This window comes from Bradyrhizobium jicamae (assembly GCF_018130215.1).
GTDB classification, from domain to species: Bacteria; Pseudomonadota; Alphaproteobacteria; order Rhizobiales; family Xanthobacteraceae; genus Bradyrhizobium; species Bradyrhizobium jicamae_A.
The window spans coordinates 377,907-400,440 of the sequence record NZ_JAFCKQ010000002.1; the positions used below are offsets into that span (position 1 = coordinate 377,907).

Below are 22,534 nucleotides of genomic sequence, written 5' to 3' on the forward strand. Positions count from 1 at the left end.
GTTTTGCGCGCTATCATGCCCGAGAAATCATGCACTCGCCATGATGCTGTCGACATCGGCCTCCGCGGCGCCGTTGATCACGCCGGCGGTCAGCATGACCAGCGGCTTGACCCAGACGATCGCCTGCTCGGCAAGCGCCACCCGGCTTTTGTCCTGCTGCACCTGGCGCATCGCCGAGCCGACCTCGGTCAGGATGCACGTCATGCTGTCGGTGAGATGGTCGAATTCGGCGCGGATCTGCCCGTCCGCGGTCTGGTAAGCCTCGATCGCGAGATCGCGTGCCCGGAAATTGGAGGCTATGAAATGCTCCGCATAGGACAGCGGTGTCCATTCCAGGAAATCGCTGGCGCATTCCGGCATGTCCGGAACCATCTCGAGCAGCATGATGGCTTCATTGAAGTGATTGAGGTAGTCGGTAGCAAGCCCGGTGCGGGGATTGATGTTGGCAGCGCGCAACTGCGCCGCCCGCGCCTCGTCGGGGTACGTCGGTCGCGGGGATGAGCCCGCTATGGCGGCCGTTGAGGTCATCTGCCGCAGTCTTTAACTGTCGGGGTTAAGGGCGAATAAATGCATACCACTCTGGACGGGATATGTGCGGACGCTTTGTGATCACCTCGCCGCCGGCGGCGTTGCGCCAGATGTTCGGCTACATCGAGCAGCCCAATTTTCCGCCACGGCACAATGTCGCGCCGACCCAGCCGATTCCGGTGGTGATCCTGGAGAATGGCGGCCGGCATTTTCAGTTGATGCGCTGGGGCCTGATCCCGTCCTGGGTCAAGGATCCCAGGACCTTCTCGCTGTTGATCAACGCCCGCTCCGAGACGGTGCGGGAGAAGCCGGCATTCAAGAACGCGATCAAGCGCCGCCGCGCGCTGATCCCGGCCGACGGCTATTACGAATGGCAGGACGCCGGCGGCCGCAAGCGGCCGTTCTTCATCCATCGCCGCGACGGTCATCCGATTGCGTTTGCCGCGCTTGCCGAGACCTGGATGGGCCCGAACGGCGAGGAGCAGGACACCGTCGCGATCGTCACCGCGCCTGCGAGCCCCGACCTGGCGCGGCTGCATCACCGTGTACCGGTCACGATCGATCCCGAAGCGTTCGAGCACTGGCTCGACTGCCGCACCAACGATGTCGATGACGTCATGCCGATGCTGCGGGGACCTCAAGTCGGGGAATTCGACTGGCATCAGGTGACGACGCGGGTCAACAGTTTCGCCAACGACGATCCGCAACTGATGTTGCCGATGACCGCGGAGGAGATCGCCGCGGAGGAGGCGCCGCCGCCGAAGAAGACTGCGCAGCGCAGGACCTCCGTGCGCGAGGATGACGGGCAGGGGTCGTTGTTCTGAGGTCCGGTCACGCCGCGTGAAGCGGCATGACCGGTGACGTCTTGCGATCGGCTCACGCGGCAGCGACCGCCGAGCCGAGATCGGCATTGCTGTAGGCCTTGCCGCCGATGCCCCAGGCGCCCTCGACGGCGTAGTTGACGTTGCCGAAGATGTGCTCGCGCTTGATGCGGCCGGCCGCGGCGTTCTCGATGATGGTGGTGCCCTCGGCGATCCAGGCGTCCTTCAGCTCCTGTGTCGGCAACACGAATGAGGGCACCTTGAGCTCGAAGATCGCGATGTCGGCAGGCCTGCCGCCGGAGAAGGTGCGGCCCTTCGGCACCACGGTGACTTCGCCGATCACGTTGGGTGTCATGAACGTGTTGCCGGACAGGCCATGCAGGCGCAGCAGCAGGTCGGTGAGCTTGCGGAACGCTTCGGCCTCCCCGGCGGGGGTCAGCGCGCCTTCGGGGACGATGATCTGGATCGGCATGTCGGAATCTCCTTGAGCGGATGGGATCTCGGCCCGCGGTTGTCCGCGGGCCGAGCGATCATTAGATAACGATCGTTATCCAACAAACATAACGATCGTTATCGTGTCAAGAATAAGATAACGATCGTTATCAACTTGATGTGAGGCGCGGATGGCACGGCCGAAAGGCGACAGCGATGCGAAGGGCCGGCTGGTCGAGGCGGCCGGCCGCGGCTTCCGCACCAATGGCTATGGCGGTGCGGGCGTCGATGCGCTGGCCAAGGGCGCGGGGCTGACCTCCGGCGCCTTCTATGCGCATTTCGAGTCCAAGGCCGAGGCCTTCCGCCTGGTCGTGGCCGAAAGCCTGGTGCTGCTGCGCAACGGCGTCGCGGCATTCCAGCAGCAGCATGGCCGCGACTGGCGCGATCCCTTCGTCGACTTCTATGTCGGCCCGCGAATGGAACTGGGCATCGATGAGGCATGCGGCCTGCCGAGCTTCTCCTCCGATGTGGCCCGCGCCGACGATGCGACGCGCGCGGTGTATGAGGCCGAGCTTGGACGGCTGGTCGACGCGGTCGCGAATGGCTTCCACGGCGCCGACGCGAGACAGAGAGCCTGGTCGCTCCTGGCGGTGCTGTCCGGCGCGGCCGCGATGGCGCGGGCCGTGAAGGACGCGCAGGCCCGACGCGACATCCTCGCCGCGGCGGCGGTCACGGCGAAGGCGGTATAGACCTGCTCGCCCACAACACCGTCCCTAACGGAAGATATGCAGCGCTGCGTATTGCAGCAGCATGATGGTCTTGGCATCGACGATGCGGCCGTCGGCGATCATCGCCAGCGCCTCGTCGATCGACAGCTCCAGCACCTCGATGTCCTCGCCCTCGTCGGCGAGCCCGCCGCCGTCGCCGATCCGCATCGTGGCGTCGTATTCGGCGACGAAGAAATGCAGCTTCTCGGTCACCGCGCCGGGGGTGGTGAAAGCCTCGAACACCTTGCGCACGTGATCGAGTCGATAGCCGATTTCCTCTTCCGCCTCGGCGCGGATCCGCACCTCCGGCGCGGCGTCGTCGAGCATGCCGGCGGCGACTTCGATCAGGAGATCGTCATAGCCGTTGGCAAACGCCGGGTAGCGAAACTGCCGCACCAGCACCACGGTGCGCCCGGCGAGATTGTAGGGCAGCAGCGCCGCGCCGTTGCCGCGATCAAAGACCTCGCGCACCTGGGTCTGCCATTCCCCATTGGCGCGCCGGTAGTCGAATGTCGCGCTCTTCAGCTCGTATTTCTTCTTCGACAGCAGTGCGATGTCCCTGACGCGGACGCGGTCGGAAATGCTCATGCGGGTGCCCCAGCGATGTTCAAGCCGTCGGCGTGCGGCCGTCGAGCCATTTGGCCAGCATCACCGAGGTCGATTCCTCGTAGCCGAGCGACTGATAGAAGCCGCTCGCCTTGGCGTTCTCGCGGCGGACCAGCAGCTGCAGCTTCGGCACGCCGGCCCGGCGCAGCCAGGCTTCCACCGACGCCATGATGGTACGGCCAAGGCCCTTGCCCTGACTGTTTGGATCGACCGCGACGTAGTAGACCCAGCCGCGGTGGCCGTCATGGCCGACCATCGCGGTCGCGACGATCGCATCCTCGTGGCGTCCGATCAGCACGGTCGAATGCGCCCCACGCCGCGCCAGCGCGATGTCGGCCGCGGGATCGTTCCAGGGGCGCGTCAGCCCGCAGGCCTGCCACAGCGCGATGACGCGGGGAACGTCGGCGTCGGTGATGTCGGCAATGGCGAGGTCGGCGGTAGGCATCGTGATGGCGGCGGTCACAGCACTTTTCCCGGATTCATGATCCCGAGCGGATCGAGCATCGTCTTGATGGAGCGCATCAGCTCGATCGCGACCTTGTCCTTCACCTCGGGCAGTTCGTCGCGCTTGAGCACGCCGATACCGTGCTCGGCCGAGATCGAGCCGCCCAAGCGCAGCACGATCTCGAACACCACGGCGTTGACGTCGTGCCAGCGCGCCAGGAAATCCGCGGCGTTGCCGCCGACCGGCTGGCTGACATTGTAGTGGATGTTGCCGTCGCCGAGATGACCGAACGGCACCGGCCGCGAACCCGGGATCAGCTTCACGACAGCGGCATTGGCCTCCGCGATGAAGGCGGGGACGGCGGCGACCGGCACCGAGATGTCGTGCTTGATCGAGCCGCCCTCCGGCTTCTGCGCCGCCGACATCTCGTCGCGCAGCTTCCAGAACGCCTGGCGCTGGCTCAGGTTTGCCGCGATCACGGCATCATCGACGACACCGTCCTCCATGCCCTTCTCGAGGATCGCCTCCAGCGCGTCACGGGCGTCGTCGCGCGACGACGACAGCTCCATCAGCACGTACCAGGGATGCTTGCTCTCCAGCGGATCGCGGATGTCGATGCCGTGGCGGATCGAGAAATCGACCGCGATGTCGGCGAGCAGTTCGAAGCTGGTCAGGCTGCCTGCCGCCTCGTTGCGCGAGATCGAGAGCAGCTTCAGCGCCGCCGCCGGCGACTTCAGGCCGACATAGGCGGTCTCGATCGCGCGCGGCTTCGGGAACAGCTTCAGCGTTGCCGCCGTGATGATGCCGAGCGTGCCCTCCGCGCCGATGAAGAGGTTGCGCAGGTCGTAGCCGGTATTGTCCTTCTTCAGCTTGGACAGCGCGTTCAGCACGCGCCCGTCCGCGAGCACGACCTCGAGCCCGATCGCCATCTCGCGCGCCACGCCATAGGCCAGCGCCGCGGTGCCGCCGGCATTGGTGGAGAGGTTGCCGCCGATGGTGCAACTCCCCTCGGCGCCGAGCGAGAGCGGGAACAGGCGATCGACATCGGCGGCGCGCTGCTGCGCCACCTGCAGCACCACGCCTGCCTCGCAGGTCATGGTGTTGGAATCGACATCGATGTCGCGGATCTTGTCGAGGCGCTTGAGCGAGACGACGACTTCGCCATTGTGCGGCGTCTGGCCGCCGACGAGGCCGGTGTTGCCGCCCTGCGGCACCAGCGCGATCCGATGCTCGGTCGCGAGCCTGCAGATCGCAGCGACCTCGGCGGTCGAGCCCGGTCGCAGCACCAGCGGCGAACGTCCCTTGAATAGGTCACGCTCTTCGGTGACGTAAGGCGCGATGTCGGCGGCGTCGGTGACCGCATATTTGTCGCCGACGATGGCACGGAATTTCTGGATCAGTTCGGGTGGAAGCGGCGGCACGGCACTCTGGACGATATTCATTGTTCTTGGTCTTTCACTCCCGGCGGTTTTGAAGCGTCATCGCGCTTCAGCTATTGAGCATGATCTTGTTGGAAAACCGGTTCCCACTGTTCCGGATCATGCTTGATCCCGCCCAACGGCTGCGCGGCGCAGCCGGTCGTTGATGGCTTCGCCCAGCCCGTCATCGGGGATCGGCATCACCGCGATTGCATCCGCATTCCTTTTATCGAGCGTACGAAGATACCCGAACAGATTGGCGGCTGCCTCGGCGAGATCGCCGCTCTCGGACAGGTTCATCACGACGGAGGCGCATTCGGCCCGCGCCACCTTGGCCCGCCCGAACGCCAATAGCGCTTCCCCGACATGGACGTCGCTGGCATTGAGCCTGACCGGCGTGCGCGGCGCATAGTGCGAGGCCAGCATGCCGGGCGCGATCGGCTGGCCGCCGTCACCTTCCGCCTCGGCTGGCGCCGATTGCAGGGGATGGCCGAGCACCAGCTCGATGTCGGCGCGCGTCAGCCCACCCGGCCGCAGCAGCACCGGATCGGAGAAGCAGCCGACGATGGTGGATTCGACGCCGACCTCGACCGGGCCGCCGTCGATGATCAGGTCGATGCGGCCGGCGAGGTCGCCGTTCACATGGTCGGCCGTGGTCGGCGAGACGTGGCCCGAGATATTGGCCGACGGCGCCACCACGGCACCACCGAAAGCCCTGATGATGTCCCGCGCCACCTTGTGGGCGGGAACGCGGATGGCGACGGTATCGAGCCCGGCAGTGGCGAGTTCCGCCACCGGGCAGGACAGGGCCTTGGGCAGCACCAGCGTCAGCGGTCCCGGCCAGAAGGCCTCGGCCAACCGCAGCGCCTGCCCGTCGAACAGCGCGATCCGCCGGGCGGCGGCGAGATCGGCGACATGGGCGATCAGTGGATTGAAGGCCGGCCGGCCCTTGGCCTCGTAGAGGCGGGCGATCGCGGCCGCATTGCCGGCGTCGGCGCCGAGGCCATAGACCGTCTCGGTCGGAAACGCCACGAGGCCGCCCTCGGCCAGGACCCCGGCGGCGGTCGCCGTCGCGGCGGCTCCGGCGGACAAAATCAGCGTTTTCAGGTCTGTTTCCACTGTGACTAGAATCCTCAATCCGGTGCCTTGCGGTCCCCGAAACCCGACGCTATAAGCCCGGCTCTCAGTCGGAGTGTGGCTCAGCCCGGTAGAGCACTGCGTTCGGGACGCAGGGGTCGCAGGTTCGAATCCTGCCACTCCGACCATTCATTTCTCAGGCGTTTTCTGATTGCTGCCGGTTCCCAAGTCAACCGGCAACCAGGTCAGCCGGCAACGCCTGCTTCACCGCCTTGTCATATCAGCTTCCATCGCAACGGTCGTGTGAGAAACGCGGCAGCCAGGTTCACTTATCGTGGCAGCCTGCGCATTATCCGCGCAGGCCGCAGGCGGGTGATCCGGTATTCCAGAGACGTTCGAATTCGATCTGAGGATCCGCAGCGGACCGGGGTTCCCGGTCGAGACGGGCGATGACGCGGCGGACGGGGACGCAGTTTCGCGTTCTCGCGACATGATTGCCCGAGCCTTGCCTTTCGTTTCGCCCTCATCGAGCAGAGGGCGCAGGGAAAGCCGGGTGCCGATCGCACCCATGGGTCCCGAGCAATGGAAAGCTCGGGAGTAGGACCACAGGTGTAACCGGAAACATCCCGGCTTTCCCTGCGCGATGGGTTACGGCTTATACGTACTCTCCCCGGTGAGACTGGGCTTTCTTGTCACCGCTTCCGCAAAGACGCTTGCGCGTCTTGCGAGAGGACACCTGCCACTAGGGCGTCAGGCCTGCACGATTTCGCCGTCCGCGCCGCATGCGCTCGTCGTCGCAATGCGTCGCGTCCACCGCATCCCGCCGCGCGTTCGTGACGTGCGCTCGCCCCTCGCATCGGGCGGGACGGGTCAATCTATACACTGATTTTCCGTACTGAAAAACCGAAATATTTTCTTCAAGGTGGATTGACAGGTTTTGGCTGATTTGCCCGTCGGTCGACCAGCCCCGCAACCTGGTCGCGACACCGCCGGCGCGTCCCGTCCTGCGCACAGGTGCAAGTCGGCCATCGGCTTCGACCGACAGATCTGTCCAGCGTCAATTGTCTGCCGCCAGCCGGGGCTGCCAACCTCCGCACCCAACCCCCCATCGGCGGGGTTCATGTCTGACCGGGGCGAAACCTCTCTCGTTGCGCTCAGCTGTTTTCCGAGTTTGCGAATGGCAAGATGCGAATTCGCCTGCCTGTTGCCTCGAACATCGCATTGGCCACCGCGGGCCCGATCGGCGGAACGCCGGGTTCGCCGACGCCGGTTGGTGGAGCGGAGGAATTAACGATGTGAACCTCGACCGAAGGCATTTCGTTGATCCTCAGTACGTCGTAGCTGTCGAAATTGCCTTGGACGATCTTTCCTTTGTCGAGCGTGATCCGTGATTTCAGGATTGCACCAAGCCCAAATCCGATGCCGCCCTCCATCTGCGCGCGAACTTGATCCGGGTTCACGGCAATGCCGCAATCAACGGCGCAGACGACGCGGTGGACCCTGGGCAGTCCATTGTTGTCGACCGAAATCTCCGCCACCTGGGCGACATAGGAGTGGAACGCCTCGGCGACGGCGACGCCGCGAAAGCGGCCCGCCGGCGTGGGAGAATTCCAGCCGGCCTTTTCGGCAGCAAGCTGCAGCACCGCCGCATGCCGAGGCTTGTCCTTCAGCATGGCGAGCCGAAACGCCACCGGATCTTTGCCGGCTGCATGCGCGATCTCGTCGATGAATGACTCAAGCGCGTACGCCGTGTGCGTTGATCCCACCGCACGCCACCACAGCACGGACACCGGGGAGGCCGTTGTAGTCAGGTCGACACGCAGATTTGGAATCGCGTAAGGCTGATTGGCCATCCCCTCCACCGACAGCACATCCACGCCGTTGTGGACGAGAGCTCCCTCCATTACGGTGCTTTTGGCGATGGATTGGCCGACGAGGGTATCGCGAAGAGCAATCAGATTGCCATTCTCATCGAGCGCCGCCTTCATTTTATGGATGAAAGCGGGGCGGTAGCGACCGGCGCGCATGTCATCCTCGCGGGTCCACTGCACCTTGACGGGCGCCTTCCATCCGAGTGCTTTCGCCGTCGCGACCGCCTCGACAATGATGTCTGCATCGACGGAAGCGCGTCGCCCGAAACCGCCCCCGGTCTTCATTACGCGCAAAATCACCTTGTCCGGTGTAATGCCAGCAACCTTTGCTGCTACCGCCTGATAGAGGTCGGGCATCTGATGGCCGCCCCATACTTCGAGGGTTCCATCGGGATTCATTCTCGCGGCTGCGTTGATCGGCTCCAGCGGAGCGTGCGCCAGATAGGGGAATTCATACCGCGCGTCGATCACTTTCGCTGCTTTCGAGAAGGCTGCATCGGTGTCACCGACATTGGCCGCAACAACCTCGCCCCCCTTTTCGGCGGCAGCGCGATAATCTGCGGCGATCTCGCCTGAGCTCCGCTTCTCGGCCTTGGTGTCGTCCCACTCAACGGAGACGACCTCGCGGGCCTTCATGGCCTCCCACATGCCTGTCGCAACAACCGCGACGCCCCGCGGAATCTCGACAACGTCGACAACGCCCTTCATGGCCTTGGCCTTCGACGCGTCAAACGATTTCAACGTCGCGCCAAAGAGCGGCGGATGGATCACCGCTGCCGTAAGGATTCCGGGCTCGCGCAAGTCGATCGTGTACCGCTGCGTGCCGTTCGATTTAGGCCGCGAGTCGTATCGCGCCAGCGTGGCGTTACCGATGTATTTCCATTCGCCGGGTTGCTTCAGGGTGACGCTCGTCGGAACCGGACCATTCGCGGCGCTCGCGGCCAGCGCACCATAGGTCGCCGACTTGCCGGACGGGTGACTCACGACACCGTTCTCCGCCTTGATCTCGCCGACCGGAACATTCCAGCGCTCCGCGGCGGCTGTGATCAGCATCGCGCGCGCGGCCGCGCCTGCTCGACGATAGCGCTCCCAGGACGAGGCGGTCCCACTGGATCCGCCGGTCATCTGGATCTTGCCGCCAAAGGGAATGTTGCCGTACAGCGCCGTATTCCCGGCCCCACCGACAACAGTCACTTTCGACCAGTCCGCCTCGAGCTCTTCCTGAACCAGAGTGGCAATGCCGTGATAGATACCTTGGCCCATGTCCATTTGCGACGAATAGATCGTCACCGTGTCGTCCGCCGCGATCTGCACATATCCGACGAATGGGTTCGCTCCGGGCTTGGCGGCATCCGGTGCGCCATCCGATTTCACCGCGAAACCGACGACGAGGCTCGAACCGAGCGCTGTCGCCCCGACCAGGAACGAACGACGAGATGGTCCAGGGTCGCGCGCGAGCGAAGCAAGGAATGAGTCGTGCATGTCAGGCCTCCAGCAGTTTGGCGGCTTCGTGGACGGCAGCTCGAATGCGGTGATAGGTGCTGCAGCGGCAGAGATTGCCACTGAGCGCATCATCGATGTCGGTGTCGGTCGGCTTCCGGTTTGCCGTCAACAGGGCAGTCGTAGCTACCACCTGGCCCGACTGACAGTAGCCGCATTGCGGGACGTCGAGCCTGGTCCAGGTCGCCTGCACGACCTCGGCGACCTTTCCCGAGAGGCCCTCGATGGTCACGATGCTTCGGTCTGCGGCATCGGCGATCGTTGTCTGGCAGGCGCGCACCGGTTGTCCGTCGACGAGAATGGTGCAGGCTCCGCAAAGCGCCTGGCCGCAACCGTATTTGGTGCCAACCAAACCGAGATCGTCACGCAAAACCCAGAGCAGCGGTTTGTCGGCGTCGACGTCAAGCTCCGAAGTCTGCCCGTTCAAGGTTATTCGCATGATGGCTCCTCCCGATAATTTTGCCGCTGCTGCGGGGCACAGGCGCTCGCTTCAGGCGGAGGCTGCGAACCTGCGATTCTCGACAGCGCGCGACGCTAACGGCCAGAGCTTCATCTCAAGAACACGCTCCGGGCACCCGAGCCGGATCAGCCGTTCTTGATAAGCCTGCGTTGTGGCGGTGTGCGAGATGGTCGAGATCGCGGCGTTCGCCGCTCGTTGAAAAAAGCGCGGAAATTGCATGACGGGCCCCAAAACGTGACCACACGATCGCATATTTGCAATTGTCAAAGAGTATCGCTGGAACGCCTGCCGACAGCACCGGCGGCTGCCTATTGCAATGCTCGGGATTTCGGCACGCCCCGGTGGCAGCTCACGAAAAAGACTACATCGATTGCCGGAAAGCTGGCAAGAGGCGTGACGCCCCCGTTGGCCCCGAGCCGACTTCAAGCACCGCCGGGCGAGTGATCGCATGGAAGCAATGGTGTCGGCTTTTGGCGGAAAGACCGGCCGTATTCCGTCGTCATGGTTCTGTTGCGATGTGGCCGAACATGGCGCTAAATGCGGCGATTGCGATGGCGTCCATAGCCGCTGGTGCCTGCATGAGCACGCTCGAACTGCCAGAAACGCATTATACCCGGAGCGGCGAATTGAACATCGCCTACCAGGTGATGGGCGATGGACCGGTTGATCTGATCTTCGTTCCCGGAATGATAACTCATGTGGAATTTCTGCATGAACTCCCGGGTTACACCGATTTTCTCCGTCGCCTTGCCGGCTTTGCGCGAGTCATCACCTTCGACAAGAGCGGTCAAGGCTTGTCGGATCGGTATCTTGGCATGCCGTCGTTCGAGCAGCGCATCGATGACGTTCGCGCCATCATGGAGGCGATCGGGTCGAGACGTGCCGCGCTATTGGGCTGCTCTGAGGGCGGGCCGATCAGCATCGTGTTTGCGGCGACCTTTCCCGAACTGGTGTCGCATCTCGTGTTGTTTGGCAGCTTCGCACGATTCAGCAGCGCCGCCGGCTATTCATTCAGGCCCTCGGGAAATGAGATAGTTAGCCGGGTGGACGACGTTTGGGCAGGTGGCTGGGGCACGGGTGTGACCATCCGCCACTTCCTTCCCAGCCATGCCGATGATCCCAACGTTGCCCGACAATACGCCAAGCTGGAGCGTTTGGCGTTCAGCCCAGGCGCTCTCAAGATGGCGGCTCGATACAACATCGAGATCGATGTGCGGACCATTCTTCCTGCGATACGAGTGCCGACCCTGGTGCTGCACCGGGAGGCCGACGTAATGTCGATCGAGAACGGGAAGTTCCTGGCGTCGCAAATTCCGGGCGCGCAATTTCTATCGTATGCAGATTGCGCCGATCATCTCATCTTTCCGGGCGACCAGTCGCGTCTGTGCGGTGATATCGAGGAGTTCGTCACCGGTCACCGCGAGGCAACCGCGCCAGATTTCGATCGGGTGCTTGCGACGGTTCTTTTCGTCGATATTGTCGATTCAACGCGGCGGGCTGTTGAGATGGGCGATCAGGCCTGGCGTCGGCTGCTCGATGAGCACGACCAGGCGGCGCAGCGGATCGTGACGCAACATCGGGGAGTTCTGGTCAAAACGACCGGGGATGGAATCCTCGCCACCTTCGACGGCCCCGGACGGGCGATCCGTTCCGCACTCGCATTTGAAGCGGCAACCAGGCGCCTGGGCCTGCCCGTGCGGGCGGGGCTTCATACCGGCGAGATCGAACTCCGAAACGGCGACATCGGCGGCATCGCAGTCCATGCCGCGGCGCGTGTGATGGCACAGGCCGGACCAAGCGAAGTACTGGTGTCGCGAGTGGTCACCGACCTTGTTGCGGGTTCCGGCCTGAAATTCGCCGACCATGGGACGCACGAACTCAAGGGTCTGCCGGGACGCTGGGATCTATTCGCGGCCAGCGCATAGACGGGCAGATGGCCGCTATTGCGCGCTAGCTGCCCGTCGGACGACCAGCCCACGCAACCATGTCCCGACACCGACGGCGCGCCCGTCCTGCGCGCAGGTGCAGTCGGCCATTGGCCTCGATTGACACATCCTCGCCTGCAGCTTATGTATAGACATATTCTGTCGGAGACGCCTGTATGCCGCCGATCTATATCGCCTATCTCAACCGGCTCGACATCGAAGAGCTGGAGATCACCGACGACGAGATTCTCGCCGCGATCGAAACGAGCCTGGCAGCGCAGGGACGGGGCGATACGGTCATCGAACCGCGGGTCCACCTCGAGCCCGGGGCGGCCAACGGCCATTTCAACGTGCTGCGTGGGGCGATCAAGCCGCCCATCGACAGGGCCGGCGTCAAGATCGTTGGCGACTTCGTCGACAACTACAAGCTCGGGCTTCATTCGGAGCTTGGCATCCTGGCCCTGTTCGATCCGCGCACCGGCGCGCCGATGGCGATCATGGATGCCAGCGGCATTACCGACATGCGGACCGGGGCCGTCACGGCGATCGGTGCCAAATACCTGGCGCGCAAGAACTCCAGGGTGCTCGGCCATATCGGGGCGCGCGGGACAGCCTATTGGAACGTCCGGCTGCTCGATCGTCTGTTCAATTTCGAAGAGATCCGCGTGCATTCGCGCCGCGAGGAGAGCCGCAACAGCTTCGCCGAACGGCTGAGCCGGGATCTCGGCAAGAAGGTGGTGGCGACGGAAGACTGGAAATCCTGCGTCGAAGGCGCCGACATCGTGGTCGAGGCCTCCCGGCTCGACAAGCCGACACCGATGCTGAAGACCGAATGGATCAAGAAGGGAGCCTTCGTCGTTCCCTACGGGACAATGAGCGCGATCGAGTTGTCGCTGACCGATCTCATGTCCAAGCTGGTGGTCGACGACTGGGGCCAGTGCAAGGCCGGCAAGTTCGGCAGCCTCCGTGCCCATGTCGAAGCGGGCAAGCTCTCCGAGGCGACGCTCCATGCGGAGCTCGGGCAGATCGTCGCCGGCCTCAAGCCGGGCCGCGAGAGCGACGCCGAGACCAATCTGCTCTGGCACCGCGGGCTTTCGCTGTCCGATATCGCGCTCGGACATGCGATGCTGGAGAAGGCCGAGCGCATCGGAGTAGGGCAGCGCCTGCGCTTTGCCTGAGCGGAAAGGCCGAGGCATACGGACATGGGCTTCGTCGCCAACGCACGAATGTACTCGGTCAATCCGCCGGCGGCCGCCGCCTGGAAGGAACTGTTTGGCTGGCTTGCGCAGGCAAGCGGCGTCGACCTCGACATTCTCGATCATGCCTTTCCGCTTCCCCTGGCGGACCTTTGGTCGCGTGAGGATCTCGCTTGTGCCTTCATGTGCGGATTTCCGTTCATGCTGGGACCGCAGCGGTTGCGGCCGGTCGCGGCGCCGATACCGGCGAGGGCCCCGATCGCGGGCCGGCCGGTCTATGCAACCTGTCTCGTGGTTCGGGCGCAGTCGGATTTCCACGCCATCGAGGACACGTTCGGCGGACGCCTCGGCTACACCGTTCCGGATTCGCACTCCGGCTACAATGCATTGCGGCATCACCTTCTGCCGTACTTCCGGCGGCGCGGCGCGAAGCTCTATCGCGAAAGCATCGGTCCGTTGACGACGCCACGGCGGGTTATCGACGCCGTGCTTGCCGGTGATATCGATGTCGGCCCGCTCGACGGCTACGCTCTGGACCTGATGCTGCACCATCAGCCGGAGCTCGGATCGCAGATCAGGGTGGTTGCCGTCACCGATCCGGCACCGATTCCATTCCTGGTTGCCTCTCCGGGCTGTCCCGACGAGATCGTCGCGCCCCTGCGGGCAGCTCTCGCAACCTTTGCGACCGCGCCGGCGTGCGCGAAGCTGCGGGACCAGCTTTGCCTCGACGCATTCGCTCCTCCCGCTCTCGACGATTATGGCCTGATGCTGCGGTGGGACGCCGAGGCGCGCGCGGCCGGATATCCTCAACCCGCCTGACTGCGGCATTCGCGCAGCAGCACGACATAGCCGTCCGCAGGCAGCTCCGGAGCAACCTGGAAGGCGGCATTGCCTGCAGGCGTGAGGATTGCGGCATCACCCTCGATCAGGGTTACGCTCTCTTGCAGGAATGTCAGCTCGAGTTTTCCGCAGCAGGCCAGGACCAGCGCGATGTCGTGGTCGTCGAAGTCGCATTGCCGCGATTCCCGGATTCGCAGCAGTCGATGCGTGAATCGTCCACGTCGGGTCATGACGTTCAGGTCAGTGATCTCGCCTGCAGCCAGCCGTGCTGACGTCGCGGTGTCGCCGGCGAAACTGATCGGGTCGGAGTGACGGTCGAGCACGATCGGCGCGGCCTTTCCGATGGTGAGCGACAAGGCGCTTCCGTTCACCACTGCAAGCGTGCGGTCGATGCCGGCAAACTCGGAGAAGGGGCCATCGGAGGCGACGCGGGCCATGCTGACGCGCCAGTCGAAATTGTCCAGCGACGCTCCGGCCGGCGCGGCGGCGATTTCGGTGGTCGACCCGCCGCCGTTCTTCCAGGCCGTGGTCTTGCACTCGCCGGCGCGAACGATCTTCACGGCAAGCTATCGTCCGCCGAGGCTCGGCAGGTCGAGATTGTTCTTCTGCGCGCATTCGATCGCGAGCTCGTAGCCGGCGTCGGCATGCCGCATCACGCCGCTGGCCGGATCGTTCCACAGCACGCGCTCGACGCGTCGTGCCGCCTCCGGAGTGCCGTCGCAGACGATGACCATGCCGGCGTGCTGCGAATAGCCGATGCCGACTCCGCCGCCATGATGCAGCGACACCCAGGTCGCGCCGCCGGCGCAATTCAGCAGGGCGTTCAGCATCGGCCAGTCCGACACCGCGTCCGATCCGTCGCGCATCGCTTCGGTCTCGCGATTGGGCGAGGCAACCGATCCGGAATCGAGATGATCGCGACCGATCACGATCGGCGCCTTCAACTCACCACGGGCGACCATCTCGTTGAAGGCGAGGCCGAGACGATGACGGTCGCCGAGGCCGACCCAGCAGATTCGCGCCGGCAGGCCCTGGAAGGCGATGCGCTGCCGCGCCATGTCGAGCCAGTGATGCAGCGAGGCATCATGCGGCATCAGCTCCTTCACCTTCGCGTCGGTGCGGTAGATGTCTTCGGGATCACCCGACAAGGCGGCCCAGCGGAACGGGCCGATGCCGCGGCAGAACAGCGGCCTGATATAGGCCGGCACGAAGCCGGGGAAATCGAACGCGTCCTTGACGCCTTCCTCGAGCGCCATCTGGCGGATGTTGTTGCCATAGTCGACGACGGGAATCCCCATGCGGTGGAAGTCGAGCATGGCGCGGACGTGTTCGGCCATGGACGCGCGCGCCGCGCGGTCGACGCCCTTCGGATCGCTTTCGCGACGCGACTGCCATTCGTGAATCGTCCAGCCCCTGGGCAGATAGCCGTTCACCGGATCATGCGCCGACGTCTGGTCGGTCACGGCATCGGGCCTGACCCCGCGCCGGACCAGCTCCGGGAAAATGTCCGCCGCGTTGCCCAGCAGGCCGACCGAAACCGGCTTGCCCGTCTTGCCGGCCTCCCCGATGATTGCCAGCGCTTCGTCGAGATCGGTGGCCTGGCGATCGAGATAGCGCGTGCGCATCCGCATCTCGATGCGGGACGGCTGGCATTCGACGGCAAGACAGGACGCGCCTGCCATCACGGCGGCCAGTGGTTGCGCGCCGCCCATGCCGCCAAGACCCGCCGTCAGGATCCATTTGCCGGTCAGATTGCCGCCGTAGTGACGGCGTCCGAGTTCGGCGAAGGTCTCGTAGGTCCCCTGAACGATGCCCTGGCTGCCGATGTAGATCCATGAGCCGGCCGTCATCTGGCCGTACATCATCAGGCCCTTGCGATCGAGCAGGTTGAAATGCTCCCACGTCGCCCAGTGCGGGACCAGATTGGAGTTTGCGATCAGCACGCGCGGCGCATCGGCATGGGTGCGGAAAACGCCGACCGGCTTGCCGGACTGGATCGCGAGCGTCTGATCGCCCTCGAGGCGGCGCAGCGTGGCGACGATCCGGTCGAAGCTCTCCCAGTCACGCGCGGCACGTCCGATGCCGCCATAGACGACCAGTTCGCCGGGTTTCTCGGCAACGTCGGGATCGAGGTTGTTCATCAGCATGCGCAACGGCGCTTCCGTGAGCCAGCTCCTTGCCGAAAGCTCCGGGCCACGAGGTGCACGAACGACGCGCGCATTGTCGATACGAGTCATGGGAACAGGTCCAGTGATGGTGGGAGCCGGAAAATCATGTGATCTGGCCTCGCCAGACGCGTGCGTGCAATGGATTGAAGCCGATCCGGTACACCAGCTCGGCAGGGCGTTCGATGTCCCAGATGGCGAGGTCGCAGCGCTTGCCGGCCTCGAGGCTTCCGATCTCGTCGAACAGGCCGAGAGCGCGGGCGGCCTCGCGCGTGACAGCAGCCAGGCATTCGTCAACGGTCAGGCGGAACAGTGTCGCACCCATGTTCATGGTCAGCAACAGCGAGGTCAGCGGAGACGAGCCGGGGTTGCTGTCGGTCGCCAGCGCAATCGGTACACGGTGCGTGCGCATCAGCTCGATCGGCGGAGCCTGCTTTTCGCGAAGGAAATAGTAGGCGCCCGGAAGCACCACCGCGACGGAGCCCGCATTCGACATGGCCGCGATGCCGGCCTCATCGGCATATTCGAGATGATCCGCCGACAAGGCGCCGAACCGCGCGGCGAGCGCCGCGCCGCCGAGATTCGAGAGCTGGTCGGCGTGGAGCTTGACGGGAAGATTGCAGTCGCTGGCCCGCGCAAACACCCGCGCGGTTTCGTCTGCCGAGAAGGCGATCGTCTCGCAGAACGCATCGACGGCATCGACCAGGCCTTCGGCGGCAAGGCGCGGGATCATGTCGCAGACATCGGCGATGTAGGCGCTGGAGTCGCCGGCGCGTTCGGGCGGCAGTGCGTGGGCGCCGAGGAACGATGTCCGCACCGTCATCGGGTTGTCGGTGGAAAGCCGTCGCGCTGCGCGAAGCTGGCGGCGCTCGGTCGCAAGCTCGAGCCCATAACCGGACTTGATTTCGACCGTTGTCACGCCTTCCGCGATCAGCGCGTCGAGGCGTCGTTGCGCGCCGGACACGAGTTCGTCCTCGCTTGCGGCACGCGTTGCCCTGACCGTGGAGAGGATCCCGCCGCCGCGCCGCGCGATTTCCTCGTAGCTCGCGCCGGCAAGCCGGAGCTCGAATTCCTCGGCCCGGCTGCCGCCATAGACGAGGTGGGTGTGGCAGTCGACCAGGCCGGGCGTGATCCATCGGTCATGGCAATCGGTCCATTGTGCCGGACCAAGCCCAGCGGGCGCATCCGCCCTCGGGCCGGCATAAACGATGACACCGTCCCTGGCTGCGATCAGGCCGTCTTCGACGACGCCGATGCCCTCGCGTTGTGGGGCAAGCGTGGCGAGGCGACAGCGATGCCAGACACGATCGGCGACATTCATGACGAGGGGAGCCTGCAATCCTCTGCTTCGACGCTTGGCACCGGGGCGCTATTTGTCTATACATATTACATTGCTGACGCGTGCTGTCCAGCTTCTCGTCAATGCCGGAGACCAGATTGCCCCAGCTGCATTTCAAGCAAGCCCTGTTGCCGGACGGATGGTCACGCGATGTGCTGATATCGATCGCCGGGGGACGGATTTCGACCATCCAGACCGGCGTTGCAGCGACCGACGCCGACGAGCGCCACATGGCCGGAATTCCGGGCTTGCCCAACCTGCACAGCCACGGCTTCCAGCGTGGCATGGCGGGCCTGACCGAAACGCGCGGCGCCTCGTCCGACAGCTTCTGGAGCTGGCGCGACCTGATGTACCGCTTCGTCGCCCGCATGACCCCCGAGGACGTCGAGGCGATCACGGCTCAGGCCTATGTCGAGATGCTCGAGGCCGGGTTCACGCGGGTCGGTGAATTTCATTACATTCATCACGATGCATCGGGCAGCCCCTATGCCGATATCGCCGAGCTGGCCGGACGTGTCGTCGCTGCGGCACAAGCGAGCGGCATCGGCCTGACGCTGCTGCCGGTGTTCTACGCCCACGCCGGATTTGGTGGCCGCGCACCGGACGATGGACAACGGCGTTTCGTGAACGATGTCGATCGGTTTGCACGCTTGATGGAAGCGTCGCGGCGCGCGGTGGCTGCCTGTGATGGCGGACTGGTCGGCGTCGCGCCCCATTCGTTGCGTGCGGTCACGCCCGAGGAACTGGCCGCCATCCTGCCGCTGGCGGAAGCCGGGCCAGTCCACGTCCATGTCGCCGAGCAGACGAAGGAGGTCGAGGATTGCCTTGCCTGGAGTGGCCTCCGGCCGGTCCAATGGCTGCTGGATCACGCGGCGGTGGATCGTCGCTGGTGTCTGGTGCATGCCACCCACATGACCGACGACGAGACGCGTGCGATGGCTGCAACCGGCGCGGTCGCGGGGCTCTGTCCGGTGACCGAGGCCAATCTCGGCGACGGTACCTTCAATGCAGCGATGTTCCGCGGCGCCGGCGGTCGGTTTGGCGTTGGCACGGACTCGAACGTGCTCATCGCTGTCGCGGACGAACTGCGTCAACTCGAATATTCGCAACGCCTCAGGCACCGGGCGCGCAACGTCATGACCTCGACGCCGAGCTCCTCGACCGGACGCGCACTGTTCGATGGCGCGCTCGCCGGCGGGGCGCAGGCTCTTGGTGTTGCCGGCGGCCTCGCCGCGGGCCTTGCGGCCGATATCGTCAGCCTCGATGCCGAGAACCTGGCGCTGGCCGGTCGTTCCGACGATGCGCTGCTCGACGGCTGGATTTTCGCCAGCGCCCGCTCTGCCGTGGACTGCGTCTGGACATCCGGGCGCAAGGTTGTGACAAACGGCAGACACCATCAGGCAGAGTCGGTTGCAGCCGGCTTCCGCCGCAGGCTGCAGGGATTGCTCGCCGCATGAAGGCCACATCGAAACGGGACGCCGGTGGCGGCGTCGCGCTCTATCAGCGGATCCGCAGCGACATCGAGGGCCGGATCATGTCGGGCGAGTGGCCGCCGGGCCATCGCCTGCCGTTCGAGCACGAGCTGATGAACACCTATTCCTGCGCGCGCATGACGGTAAACAAGGTGCTGTCGGGGCTCGCGGCCGCGGGGCTGGTCGAGCGCCGGCGACGTGCCGGAAGCTTCGTGTCGCGGCCGAAGGTGCATTCGGCGGTCCTGCAGATTCCGGATTTGAAGGCCGAGGTCGAGAACCGAGGCGAACGCTACGGCTATACGCTGCTGCAGCGGCAGAAGCGCCAGGCCACGCGTGACGACAAGGCGCGGCTCGACCTCGGGCCGCGAACGCCGGTGCTGGCTCTGAGGTGCCGCCACGATGCCGCCAGGCAACCTTTTGCGCTGGAGGACCGCATCCTCAACCTGGATGCGGTGCCGGCGGCGGCCGACCAGGATTTCTCGATCGTGCCGCCCAGCACGTGGCTGGTCGATCATGTGCCGTGGACGGAGGCCGAGCATCGCATCTCGGCCGGCAATGCCGATAGCACGCTGGCAGCGGAGCTCAACATCGAGGAAGGGGCCGCCTGCCTGATCATCGAGCGCCGCACCTGGCGAAGCGGCGAGCCGATCACTGCGGTCCGCCTCATCCATCCCGGTCCGCTTTACGACCTGACGGCGCGCTTCACGCCGAGCAGCTAGATCATTTGCCTTTCGCGGCATCGACGAAACGGTTGGTCCACAGATCGTTCTCCGACGCCTTCGCGTCGAAATCCTTGCCGAAATTGGTGCCGACTTCCCGCGCGAAAGTCAGCGCATTCTGCATGCTCTCGACATCGATCTTGCCGCCCTCGGCGACACCGCTGCTCATCGCCTTCAGCGCGACTGCGATGGCCTGCGGATCCGCCTTGGCGAAGAACTGCTTCTGGATCGCGGCGGCGGTGTCGTCCGGCTTGCCGACCGCCGCGGCGCTCGCATCCTGCAGCGCCTTGGCGGTCCTGGTGATGAGATCGGCGGTGGCGGCGCTGATAGGCTTCTTGGCGGCGAGAACGAGGTAGGGCTGGTTCGCGAGCAACGGAAAGTCGTCCCCAAGCGACACCAGCACGGTGCCGGAGCCCGCCTTCTCGGCCAGATAGCCTTCCGGCGGCGACAGCACAAACGCGTCGATCCGCTTGGCTTCGAGGGCCGCCTGGATCGCGGTCGGGTTGCCGACCTGCGCGACCTTGAGATCGTTCTTCGGATCGAGGCCACCTTTGGCGGCGAGCCAGCGCGCGGCAATCTCCTGGGCGCCGGCCAGCGCGGTGGCGCCGACGAGCGTTCCCTTGATGGCGGCAAGCCGCTTGTCGAGCGGATCGCTGGCCTTCACGCCGGTGCGCTCCAGCAGGGCAGGTGAGACGACGAGCTGCAGCGTGACTTTCGACATCAGGGAATAAACGATCTCGAACGGCTGGCCCTTGGCCGCCGCCCGCAGCATCGAATCGGGACCCACTGCGGCCAGATCGATGTCACCGGCATCGAGGGCCGCCAGCGCCGAGGGATCGCCGCCGGGCAACGCGACCACGTTCGCCGTCAAACCCTGCGTCTTGAACGTGTCCAGCGCCCGGGCCGACCAGATCGGAAGGAAGCTCAGGGTCGGAGCGCCAAGCCCGATCCGCACCGCCTGCTGCGCCCGGGCCGGACCCGGCAGCAAGGCAAGCGCAGCTCCGACGACTATGATCTTTGCCAGTGCCATCAAGGTTTGCATGGACGTCTCCGTAGTCTCAGATGTCGATCGGGCCGGAGCCCGAGAGCGAACGCCAGCGCAACAGCCGGCGTTCCAGACGCCCGGCGAGAAGATTGGCCGTGCCGACGAAGGCGAGCAGAATGACGATCCCGGCGAAGACGCCGGCGGGGTCGTAGGTCGACGATGCCTCGTGAATGAACAGGCCGAGCCCCTGCGCCGACGAGGTGAATTCGCCGACGATCACGCCGATCACGCTATAGGGAATGGCAAGGCGCATGCCGAGCATCACGAACGGAGCCGCTGCCGGCAGGAAGACATGATAGGTGAGCTGACGCTGGTTCGCTCCCATCACCAGCGTGAGATTGACAAGCTCGCGGTCGACGCTGCGCACGCCGGCGAACACGTTGTAGAAGACCAGGAAAAACACCATGATCGAAGCGAGCGCAATCTTCGATCCCATCCCGATTCCGAACCAGATGATGAAGAGCGGCGCGAGGGCGATCTTCGGTATGCCGTAGAACGCCATCACATAGGGCTCGAAAATGCGCGCCAGCTGCGGCGAGCGGCCGAGCGCGTAGCCGCCCAGGACGCCGCCTGCGACTCCGATCACGTAGCCGAGCACCAGCTCCTGGCCGGTGGTCCACAGATGCGGATAGATTTCGCCGGACGCGAACAACTCGTAGAGCCGCGCGGCCACGGCAGTCGGCTTGCTGACATAGATTTCCCTGATCAGCCGACCGGAGGCCCATTGCCAGAACAGGAGCAGGGCAATTCCAGGCAGCAGCTTCAACAACCATTGCAGCGGCTTCGCCGCGCGAGCTGAGATGGAACGGCGCGGCGCCGTCCCGCCGTCGGTGGCATCATAGGTCATCTCGGTCATCGGCTTGCTTTCGGTCAATGAACGCGTCCGATATCGATCTGCGAACGGAATTCGGTCCAGACCGCATCATAGGCTGCCTCGAAAGCCGGATTGCGGAACGGCTCGAACATGTTGCGCGGCCGCGGCAGATCGATCGGAATATTGGCAAGCAGCCGCGACGGCCGCTGGCTCAGGACGACGACGTGGTCGGCCAGCAGGACGGCCTCGGTGATGTCATGGGTGACGAAGATGACGGTTGCGCCGGCTTCCATCGACAGGGTCTGCAGATCGCTCTGCATGACCATGCGGGTTTGCGCATCGAGGGCGCCGAACGGCTCGTCCATCAGGATGATATCGGGTCGATAGACCAGTGTGCGAGCGATCGAACCGCGCTTCTGCATGCCGCCGGACAACTGGTTCGGGAAATGCTGCTCGAAGCCCTTCAGTCCGACGGCGCCCAGAGCGTCCGCGACCCGCTGTCTTCGCTCGCCGGCCGCGACGCCTCGAAACAGGAGCGGAAGCTCGACATTCTCCGCCAGCGTCTTCCACGGAAACAGCTGCGCCTGCTGCGGCACGAAACCGACTTCGGTGTTGATCGTCGTGACCGTGCGCCCGCGATGATGGACCGCGCCGCGGGTCGGTATCAGGAGACCCGCGGCCATCTGGAGCAGCGTGCTCTTGCCGCATCCGCTGGGACCGATCACCGCGACAAACTTGCCTCGGTCGACATCGAAGCTGATCCCGTCAAGCACACGAATATTGGCCTTCGTGCCGGGGGCAGGAAAGTCCTGCCCGATTCCGTCGAAGGCAAGTAGGCGGTCGCTCATGCCGGCTATCCTCGTCCGAACATGTCTATACATAATCGAAGCCGCAGGAACGGGCAAGCCGGGATCGATGCGGAGATTTTGCTCTGCGCTGCTCAACGCGTGTTCAGTCTCTTGCGTCCCGCGCCTCGGGCACGAGCTGCGGATATTTGGTTTTTCCTATCGGCAGCTTCGGCCGTTCCAGGTTAGGCGCGCTCGCGACCTTCGTCTAACGTGACGTCACCTCACGGCAGCAAGCGTCTCGGCAGA

General features: G+C 64.7%; 21 protein-coding genes and 1 tRNA gene. 8 read left to right on the top strand and 14 right to left on the bottom strand.

The annotated features are described in order from the left end of the window. Window positions 1-27: 27 nt before the first annotated feature. A complete protein-coding gene (locus tag JQ586_RS04790; protein ID WP_212393335.1) occupies window positions 28-528 on the bottom strand; it encodes a hypothetical protein in 501 nt (166 codons plus the stop codon). Between the two features lie 62 nt (window positions 529-590). Between JQ586_RS04790 and JQ586_RS04795 the strand changes: the two genes are divergently transcribed. After that, window positions 591-1,352 carry an SOS response-associated peptidase gene (locus tag JQ586_RS04795; RefSeq protein WP_212393336.1) on the top strand — a complete coding sequence of 254 codons (762 nt, stop codon included), beginning with the start codon at window positions 591-593 and terminating at the stop codon, window positions 1,350-1,352. 52 nt (window positions 1,353-1,404) lie between these two features. Here the strand turns inward: JQ586_RS04795 and JQ586_RS04800 are convergent, their stop codons facing one another. Beyond that, window positions 1,405-1,821 carry a Tautomerase enzyme gene (locus tag JQ586_RS04800; protein ID WP_212393337.1) on the bottom strand — a complete coding sequence of 139 codons (417 nt, stop codon included), beginning with the start codon at window positions 1,819-1,821 and terminating at the stop codon, window positions 1,405-1,407. Window positions 1,822-1,972: 151 nt separating this feature from the next. Here JQ586_RS04800 and JQ586_RS04805 point away from each other — a divergent pair, with 151 nt between their 5' ends. After that, the gene (locus tag JQ586_RS04805) at window positions 1,973-2,530 is read left to right on the top strand and encodes a TetR/AcrR family transcriptional regulator (RefSeq protein WP_212393338.1); all 558 of its coding nucleotides are present in this window, start codon (window positions 1,973-1,975) and stop codon (window positions 2,528-2,530) included. A gap of 24 nt (window positions 2,531-2,554) precedes the next feature. On the opposite strand, the gene JQ586_RS04810 is transcribed toward JQ586_RS04805, so the two are convergent. From JQ586_RS04810 to JQ586_RS04825, 4 genes are all read right to left on the bottom strand, one after another. Next, window positions 2,555-3,136: an NUDIX domain-containing protein gene (locus tag JQ586_RS04810; RefSeq protein ID WP_212393339.1), complete on the bottom strand. Its 582-nt coding sequence runs from the start codon at window positions 3,134-3,136 to the stop codon at window positions 2,555-2,557. 19 nt (window positions 3,137-3,155) lie between these two features. Beyond that, window positions 3,156-3,599: a GNAT family acetyltransferase gene (locus JQ586_RS04815; RefSeq protein WP_212393587.1), complete on the bottom strand. Its 444-nt coding sequence runs from the start codon at window positions 3,597-3,599 to the stop codon at window positions 3,156-3,158. 14 nt (window positions 3,600-3,613) lie between these two features. Then, entirely contained in the window at window positions 3,614-5,041 is a 1,428-nt protein-coding gene (locus JQ586_RS04820; protein WP_212393340.1) for an FAD-binding oxidoreductase, read from the bottom strand. Between the two features lie 96 nt (window positions 5,042-5,137). Next, complete coding sequence (locus tag JQ586_RS04825; protein WP_212393341.1) at window positions 5,138-6,136, bottom strand: L-threonylcarbamoyladenylate synthase; 999 nt, start codon at window positions 6,134-6,136, stop codon at window positions 5,138-5,140. A gap of 69 nt (window positions 6,137-6,205) precedes the next feature. Between JQ586_RS04825 and JQ586_RS04830 the strand changes: the two genes are divergently transcribed. Beyond that, window positions 6,206-6,282: transfer RNA gene (locus JQ586_RS04830), tRNA-Pro, on the top strand. 966 nt (window positions 6,283-7,248) lie between these two features. Here JQ586_RS04830 and JQ586_RS04835 read toward each other — a convergent pair. Both JQ586_RS04835 and JQ586_RS04840 read right to left on the bottom strand, forming a co-directional pair. Next, entirely contained in the window at window positions 7,249-9,447 is a 2,199-nt protein-coding gene (locus JQ586_RS04835) for a xanthine dehydrogenase family protein molybdopterin-binding subunit (RefSeq protein ID WP_212393342.1), read from the bottom strand. 1 nt (window position 9,448) lies between these two features. After that, a complete protein-coding gene (locus tag JQ586_RS04840; RefSeq protein ID WP_249147271.1) occupies window positions 9,449-9,904 on the bottom strand; it encodes a (2Fe-2S)-binding protein in 456 nt (151 codons plus the stop codon). A gap of 599 nt (window positions 9,905-10,503) precedes the next feature. On the opposite strand from JQ586_RS04840, the gene JQ586_RS04845 reads away from it, so the two are divergent. The 3 genes from JQ586_RS04845 to JQ586_RS04855 all read left to right on the top strand — a co-directional run bounded on the left by JQ586_RS04845 (window position 10,504) and on the right by JQ586_RS04855 (window position 13,865). Next, window positions 10,504-11,850 (top strand): adenylate/guanylate cyclase domain-containing protein, encoded by a 1,347-nt coding sequence (locus JQ586_RS04845; RefSeq protein WP_212393343.1) that lies wholly within the window; start codon window positions 10,504-10,506, stop codon window positions 11,848-11,850. Between the two features lie 176 nt (window positions 11,851-12,026). Further along, window positions 12,027-13,028: an ornithine cyclodeaminase family protein gene (locus tag JQ586_RS04850; RefSeq protein WP_212393344.1), complete on the top strand. Its 1,002-nt coding sequence runs from the start codon at window positions 12,027-12,029 to the stop codon at window positions 13,026-13,028. 24 nt (window positions 13,029-13,052) lie between these two features. Continuing rightward, on the top strand, window positions 13,053-13,865 hold the full coding sequence (locus tag JQ586_RS04855) for a phosphate/phosphite/phosphonate ABC transporter substrate-binding protein (protein WP_212393345.1): 813 nt from the start codon (window positions 13,053-13,055) through the stop codon (window positions 13,863-13,865). Here the strand turns inward: JQ586_RS04855 and JQ586_RS04860 are convergent. Genes JQ586_RS04860 through hutI form a run of 3 tightly spaced genes read right to left on the bottom strand, consistent with a single transcriptional unit; the run spans window position 13,853 to window position 17,372 of the window. Further along, the gene (locus JQ586_RS04860; RefSeq protein ID WP_212393346.1) at window positions 13,853-14,446 is read right to left on the bottom strand and encodes a HutD family protein; all 594 of its coding nucleotides are present in this window, start codon (window positions 14,444-14,446) and stop codon (window positions 13,853-13,855) included. The two genes, JQ586_RS04855 and JQ586_RS04860, sit on opposite strands and share 13 nt — an antisense overlap. 6 nt (window positions 14,447-14,452) lie before the next feature. After that, the gene (hutU, locus tag JQ586_RS04865) at window positions 14,453-16,123 is read right to left on the bottom strand and encodes a urocanate hydratase (RefSeq protein WP_212393347.1); all 1,671 of its coding nucleotides are present in this window, start codon (window positions 16,121-16,123) and stop codon (window positions 14,453-14,455) included. A 34-nt stretch (window positions 16,124-16,157) separates the two neighbouring features. Further along, the gene (hutI, locus tag JQ586_RS04870; RefSeq protein WP_212393589.1) at window positions 16,158-17,372 is read right to left on the bottom strand and encodes an imidazolonepropionase; all 1,215 of its coding nucleotides are present in this window, start codon (window positions 17,370-17,372) and stop codon (window positions 16,158-16,160) included. A 116-nt stretch (window positions 17,373-17,488) separates the two neighbouring features. Here hutI and JQ586_RS04875 point away from each other — a divergent pair, with 116 nt between their 5' ends. Both JQ586_RS04875 and hutC read left to right on the top strand, forming a co-directional pair. Continuing rightward, window positions 17,489-18,847 (top strand): formimidoylglutamate deiminase, encoded by a 1,359-nt coding sequence (locus tag JQ586_RS04875; RefSeq protein WP_212393348.1) that lies wholly within the window; start codon window positions 17,489-17,491, stop codon window positions 18,845-18,847. Next, window positions 18,844-19,581: a histidine utilization repressor gene (gene hutC, locus JQ586_RS04880; protein WP_212393349.1), complete on the top strand. Its 738-nt coding sequence runs from the start codon at window positions 18,844-18,846 to the stop codon at window positions 19,579-19,581. The genes JQ586_RS04875 and hutC overlap by 4 nt, the downstream gene beginning before the upstream one ends. 1 nt (window position 19,582) lies before the next feature. Here hutC and JQ586_RS04885 read toward each other — a convergent pair whose 3' ends face one another. The 3 genes from JQ586_RS04885 to JQ586_RS04895 are packed head-to-tail and all read right to left on the bottom strand — an operon-like array spanning window position 19,583 to window position 22,288. After that, window positions 19,583-20,623, bottom strand: a complete 1,041-nt coding sequence (locus JQ586_RS04885) for an ABC transporter substrate-binding protein (protein WP_212393350.1) — start codon at window positions 20,621-20,623, stop codon at window positions 19,583-19,585. Window positions 20,624-20,639: 16 nt separating this feature from the next. Further along, window positions 20,640-21,500, bottom strand: a complete 861-nt coding sequence (locus tag JQ586_RS04890) for an ABC transporter permease (RefSeq protein ID WP_212393351.1) — start codon at window positions 21,498-21,500, stop codon at window positions 20,640-20,642. Beyond that, window positions 21,497-22,288 (bottom strand): ABC transporter ATP-binding protein, encoded by a 792-nt coding sequence (locus tag JQ586_RS04895; RefSeq protein WP_212393352.1) that lies wholly within the window; start codon window positions 22,286-22,288, stop codon window positions 21,497-21,499. The genes JQ586_RS04890 and JQ586_RS04895 overlap by 4 nt, the downstream gene beginning before the upstream one ends. Window positions 22,289-22,534 lie beyond the last annotated feature (246 nt).

Excerpts from the sequence above, each read along its gene's own strand:
- JQ586_RS04790 (WP_212393335.1), bottom strand. The coding sequence starts at position 528 with ATGACCTCAACGGCCGCCATAGCGGGCTCATCCCCGCGACCGACGTAC.
- hutU (WP_212393347.1), bottom strand. The coding sequence starts at position 16,123 with ATGACTCGTATCGACAATGCGCGCGTCGTTCGTGCACCTCGTGGCCCG.
- JQ586_RS04835 (WP_212393342.1), bottom strand. The coding sequence starts at position 9,447 with ATGCACGACTCATTCCTTGCTTCGCTCGCGCGCGACCCTGGACCATCT.
- hutI (WP_212393589.1), bottom strand. The coding sequence starts at position 17,372 with ATGAATGTCGCCGATCGTGTCTGGCATCGCTGTCGCCTCGCCACGCTT.
- JQ586_RS04805 (WP_212393338.1), top strand. The coding sequence starts at position 1,973 with ATGGCACGGCCGAAAGGCGACAGCGATGCGAAGGGCCGGCTGGTCGAG.
- JQ586_RS04840 (WP_249147271.1), bottom strand. The coding sequence starts at position 9,904 with ATGCGAATAACCTTGAACGGGCAGACTTCGGAGCTTGACGTCGACGCC.
- JQ586_RS04895 (WP_212393352.1), bottom strand. The coding sequence starts at position 22,288 with ATGAGCGACCGCCTACTTGCCTTCGACGGAATCGGGCAGGACTTTCCT.
- JQ586_RS04845 (WP_212393343.1), top strand. The coding sequence starts at position 10,504 with ATGAGCACGCTCGAACTGCCAGAAACGCATTATACCCGGAGCGGCGAA.
- JQ586_RS04810 (WP_212393339.1), bottom strand. The coding sequence starts at position 3,136 with ATGAGCATTTCCGACCGCGTCCGCGTCAGGGACATCGCACTGCTGTCG.
- JQ586_RS04820 (WP_212393340.1), bottom strand. The coding sequence starts at position 5,041 with ATGAATATCGTCCAGAGTGCCGTGCCGCCGCTTCCACCCGAACTGATC.
- JQ586_RS04800 (WP_212393337.1), bottom strand. The coding sequence starts at position 1,821 with ATGCCGATCCAGATCATCGTCCCCGAAGGCGCGCTGACCCCCGCCGGG.
- hutC (WP_212393349.1), top strand. The coding sequence starts at position 18,844 with ATGAAGGCCACATCGAAACGGGACGCCGGTGGCGGCGTCGCGCTCTAT.
- JQ586_RS04850 (WP_212393344.1), top strand. The coding sequence starts at position 12,027 with ATGCCGCCGATCTATATCGCCTATCTCAACCGGCTCGACATCGAAGAG.
- JQ586_RS04885 (WP_212393350.1), bottom strand. The coding sequence starts at position 20,623 with ATGCAAACCTTGATGGCACTGGCAAAGATCATAGTCGTCGGAGCTGCG.
- JQ586_RS04795 (WP_212393336.1), top strand. The coding sequence starts at position 591 with ATGTGCGGACGCTTTGTGATCACCTCGCCGCCGGCGGCGTTGCGCCAG.
- JQ586_RS04815 (WP_212393587.1), bottom strand. The coding sequence starts at position 3,599 with ATGCCTACCGCCGACCTCGCCATTGCCGACATCACCGACGCCGACGTT.
- JQ586_RS04855 (WP_212393345.1), top strand. The coding sequence starts at position 13,053 with ATGGGCTTCGTCGCCAACGCACGAATGTACTCGGTCAATCCGCCGGCG.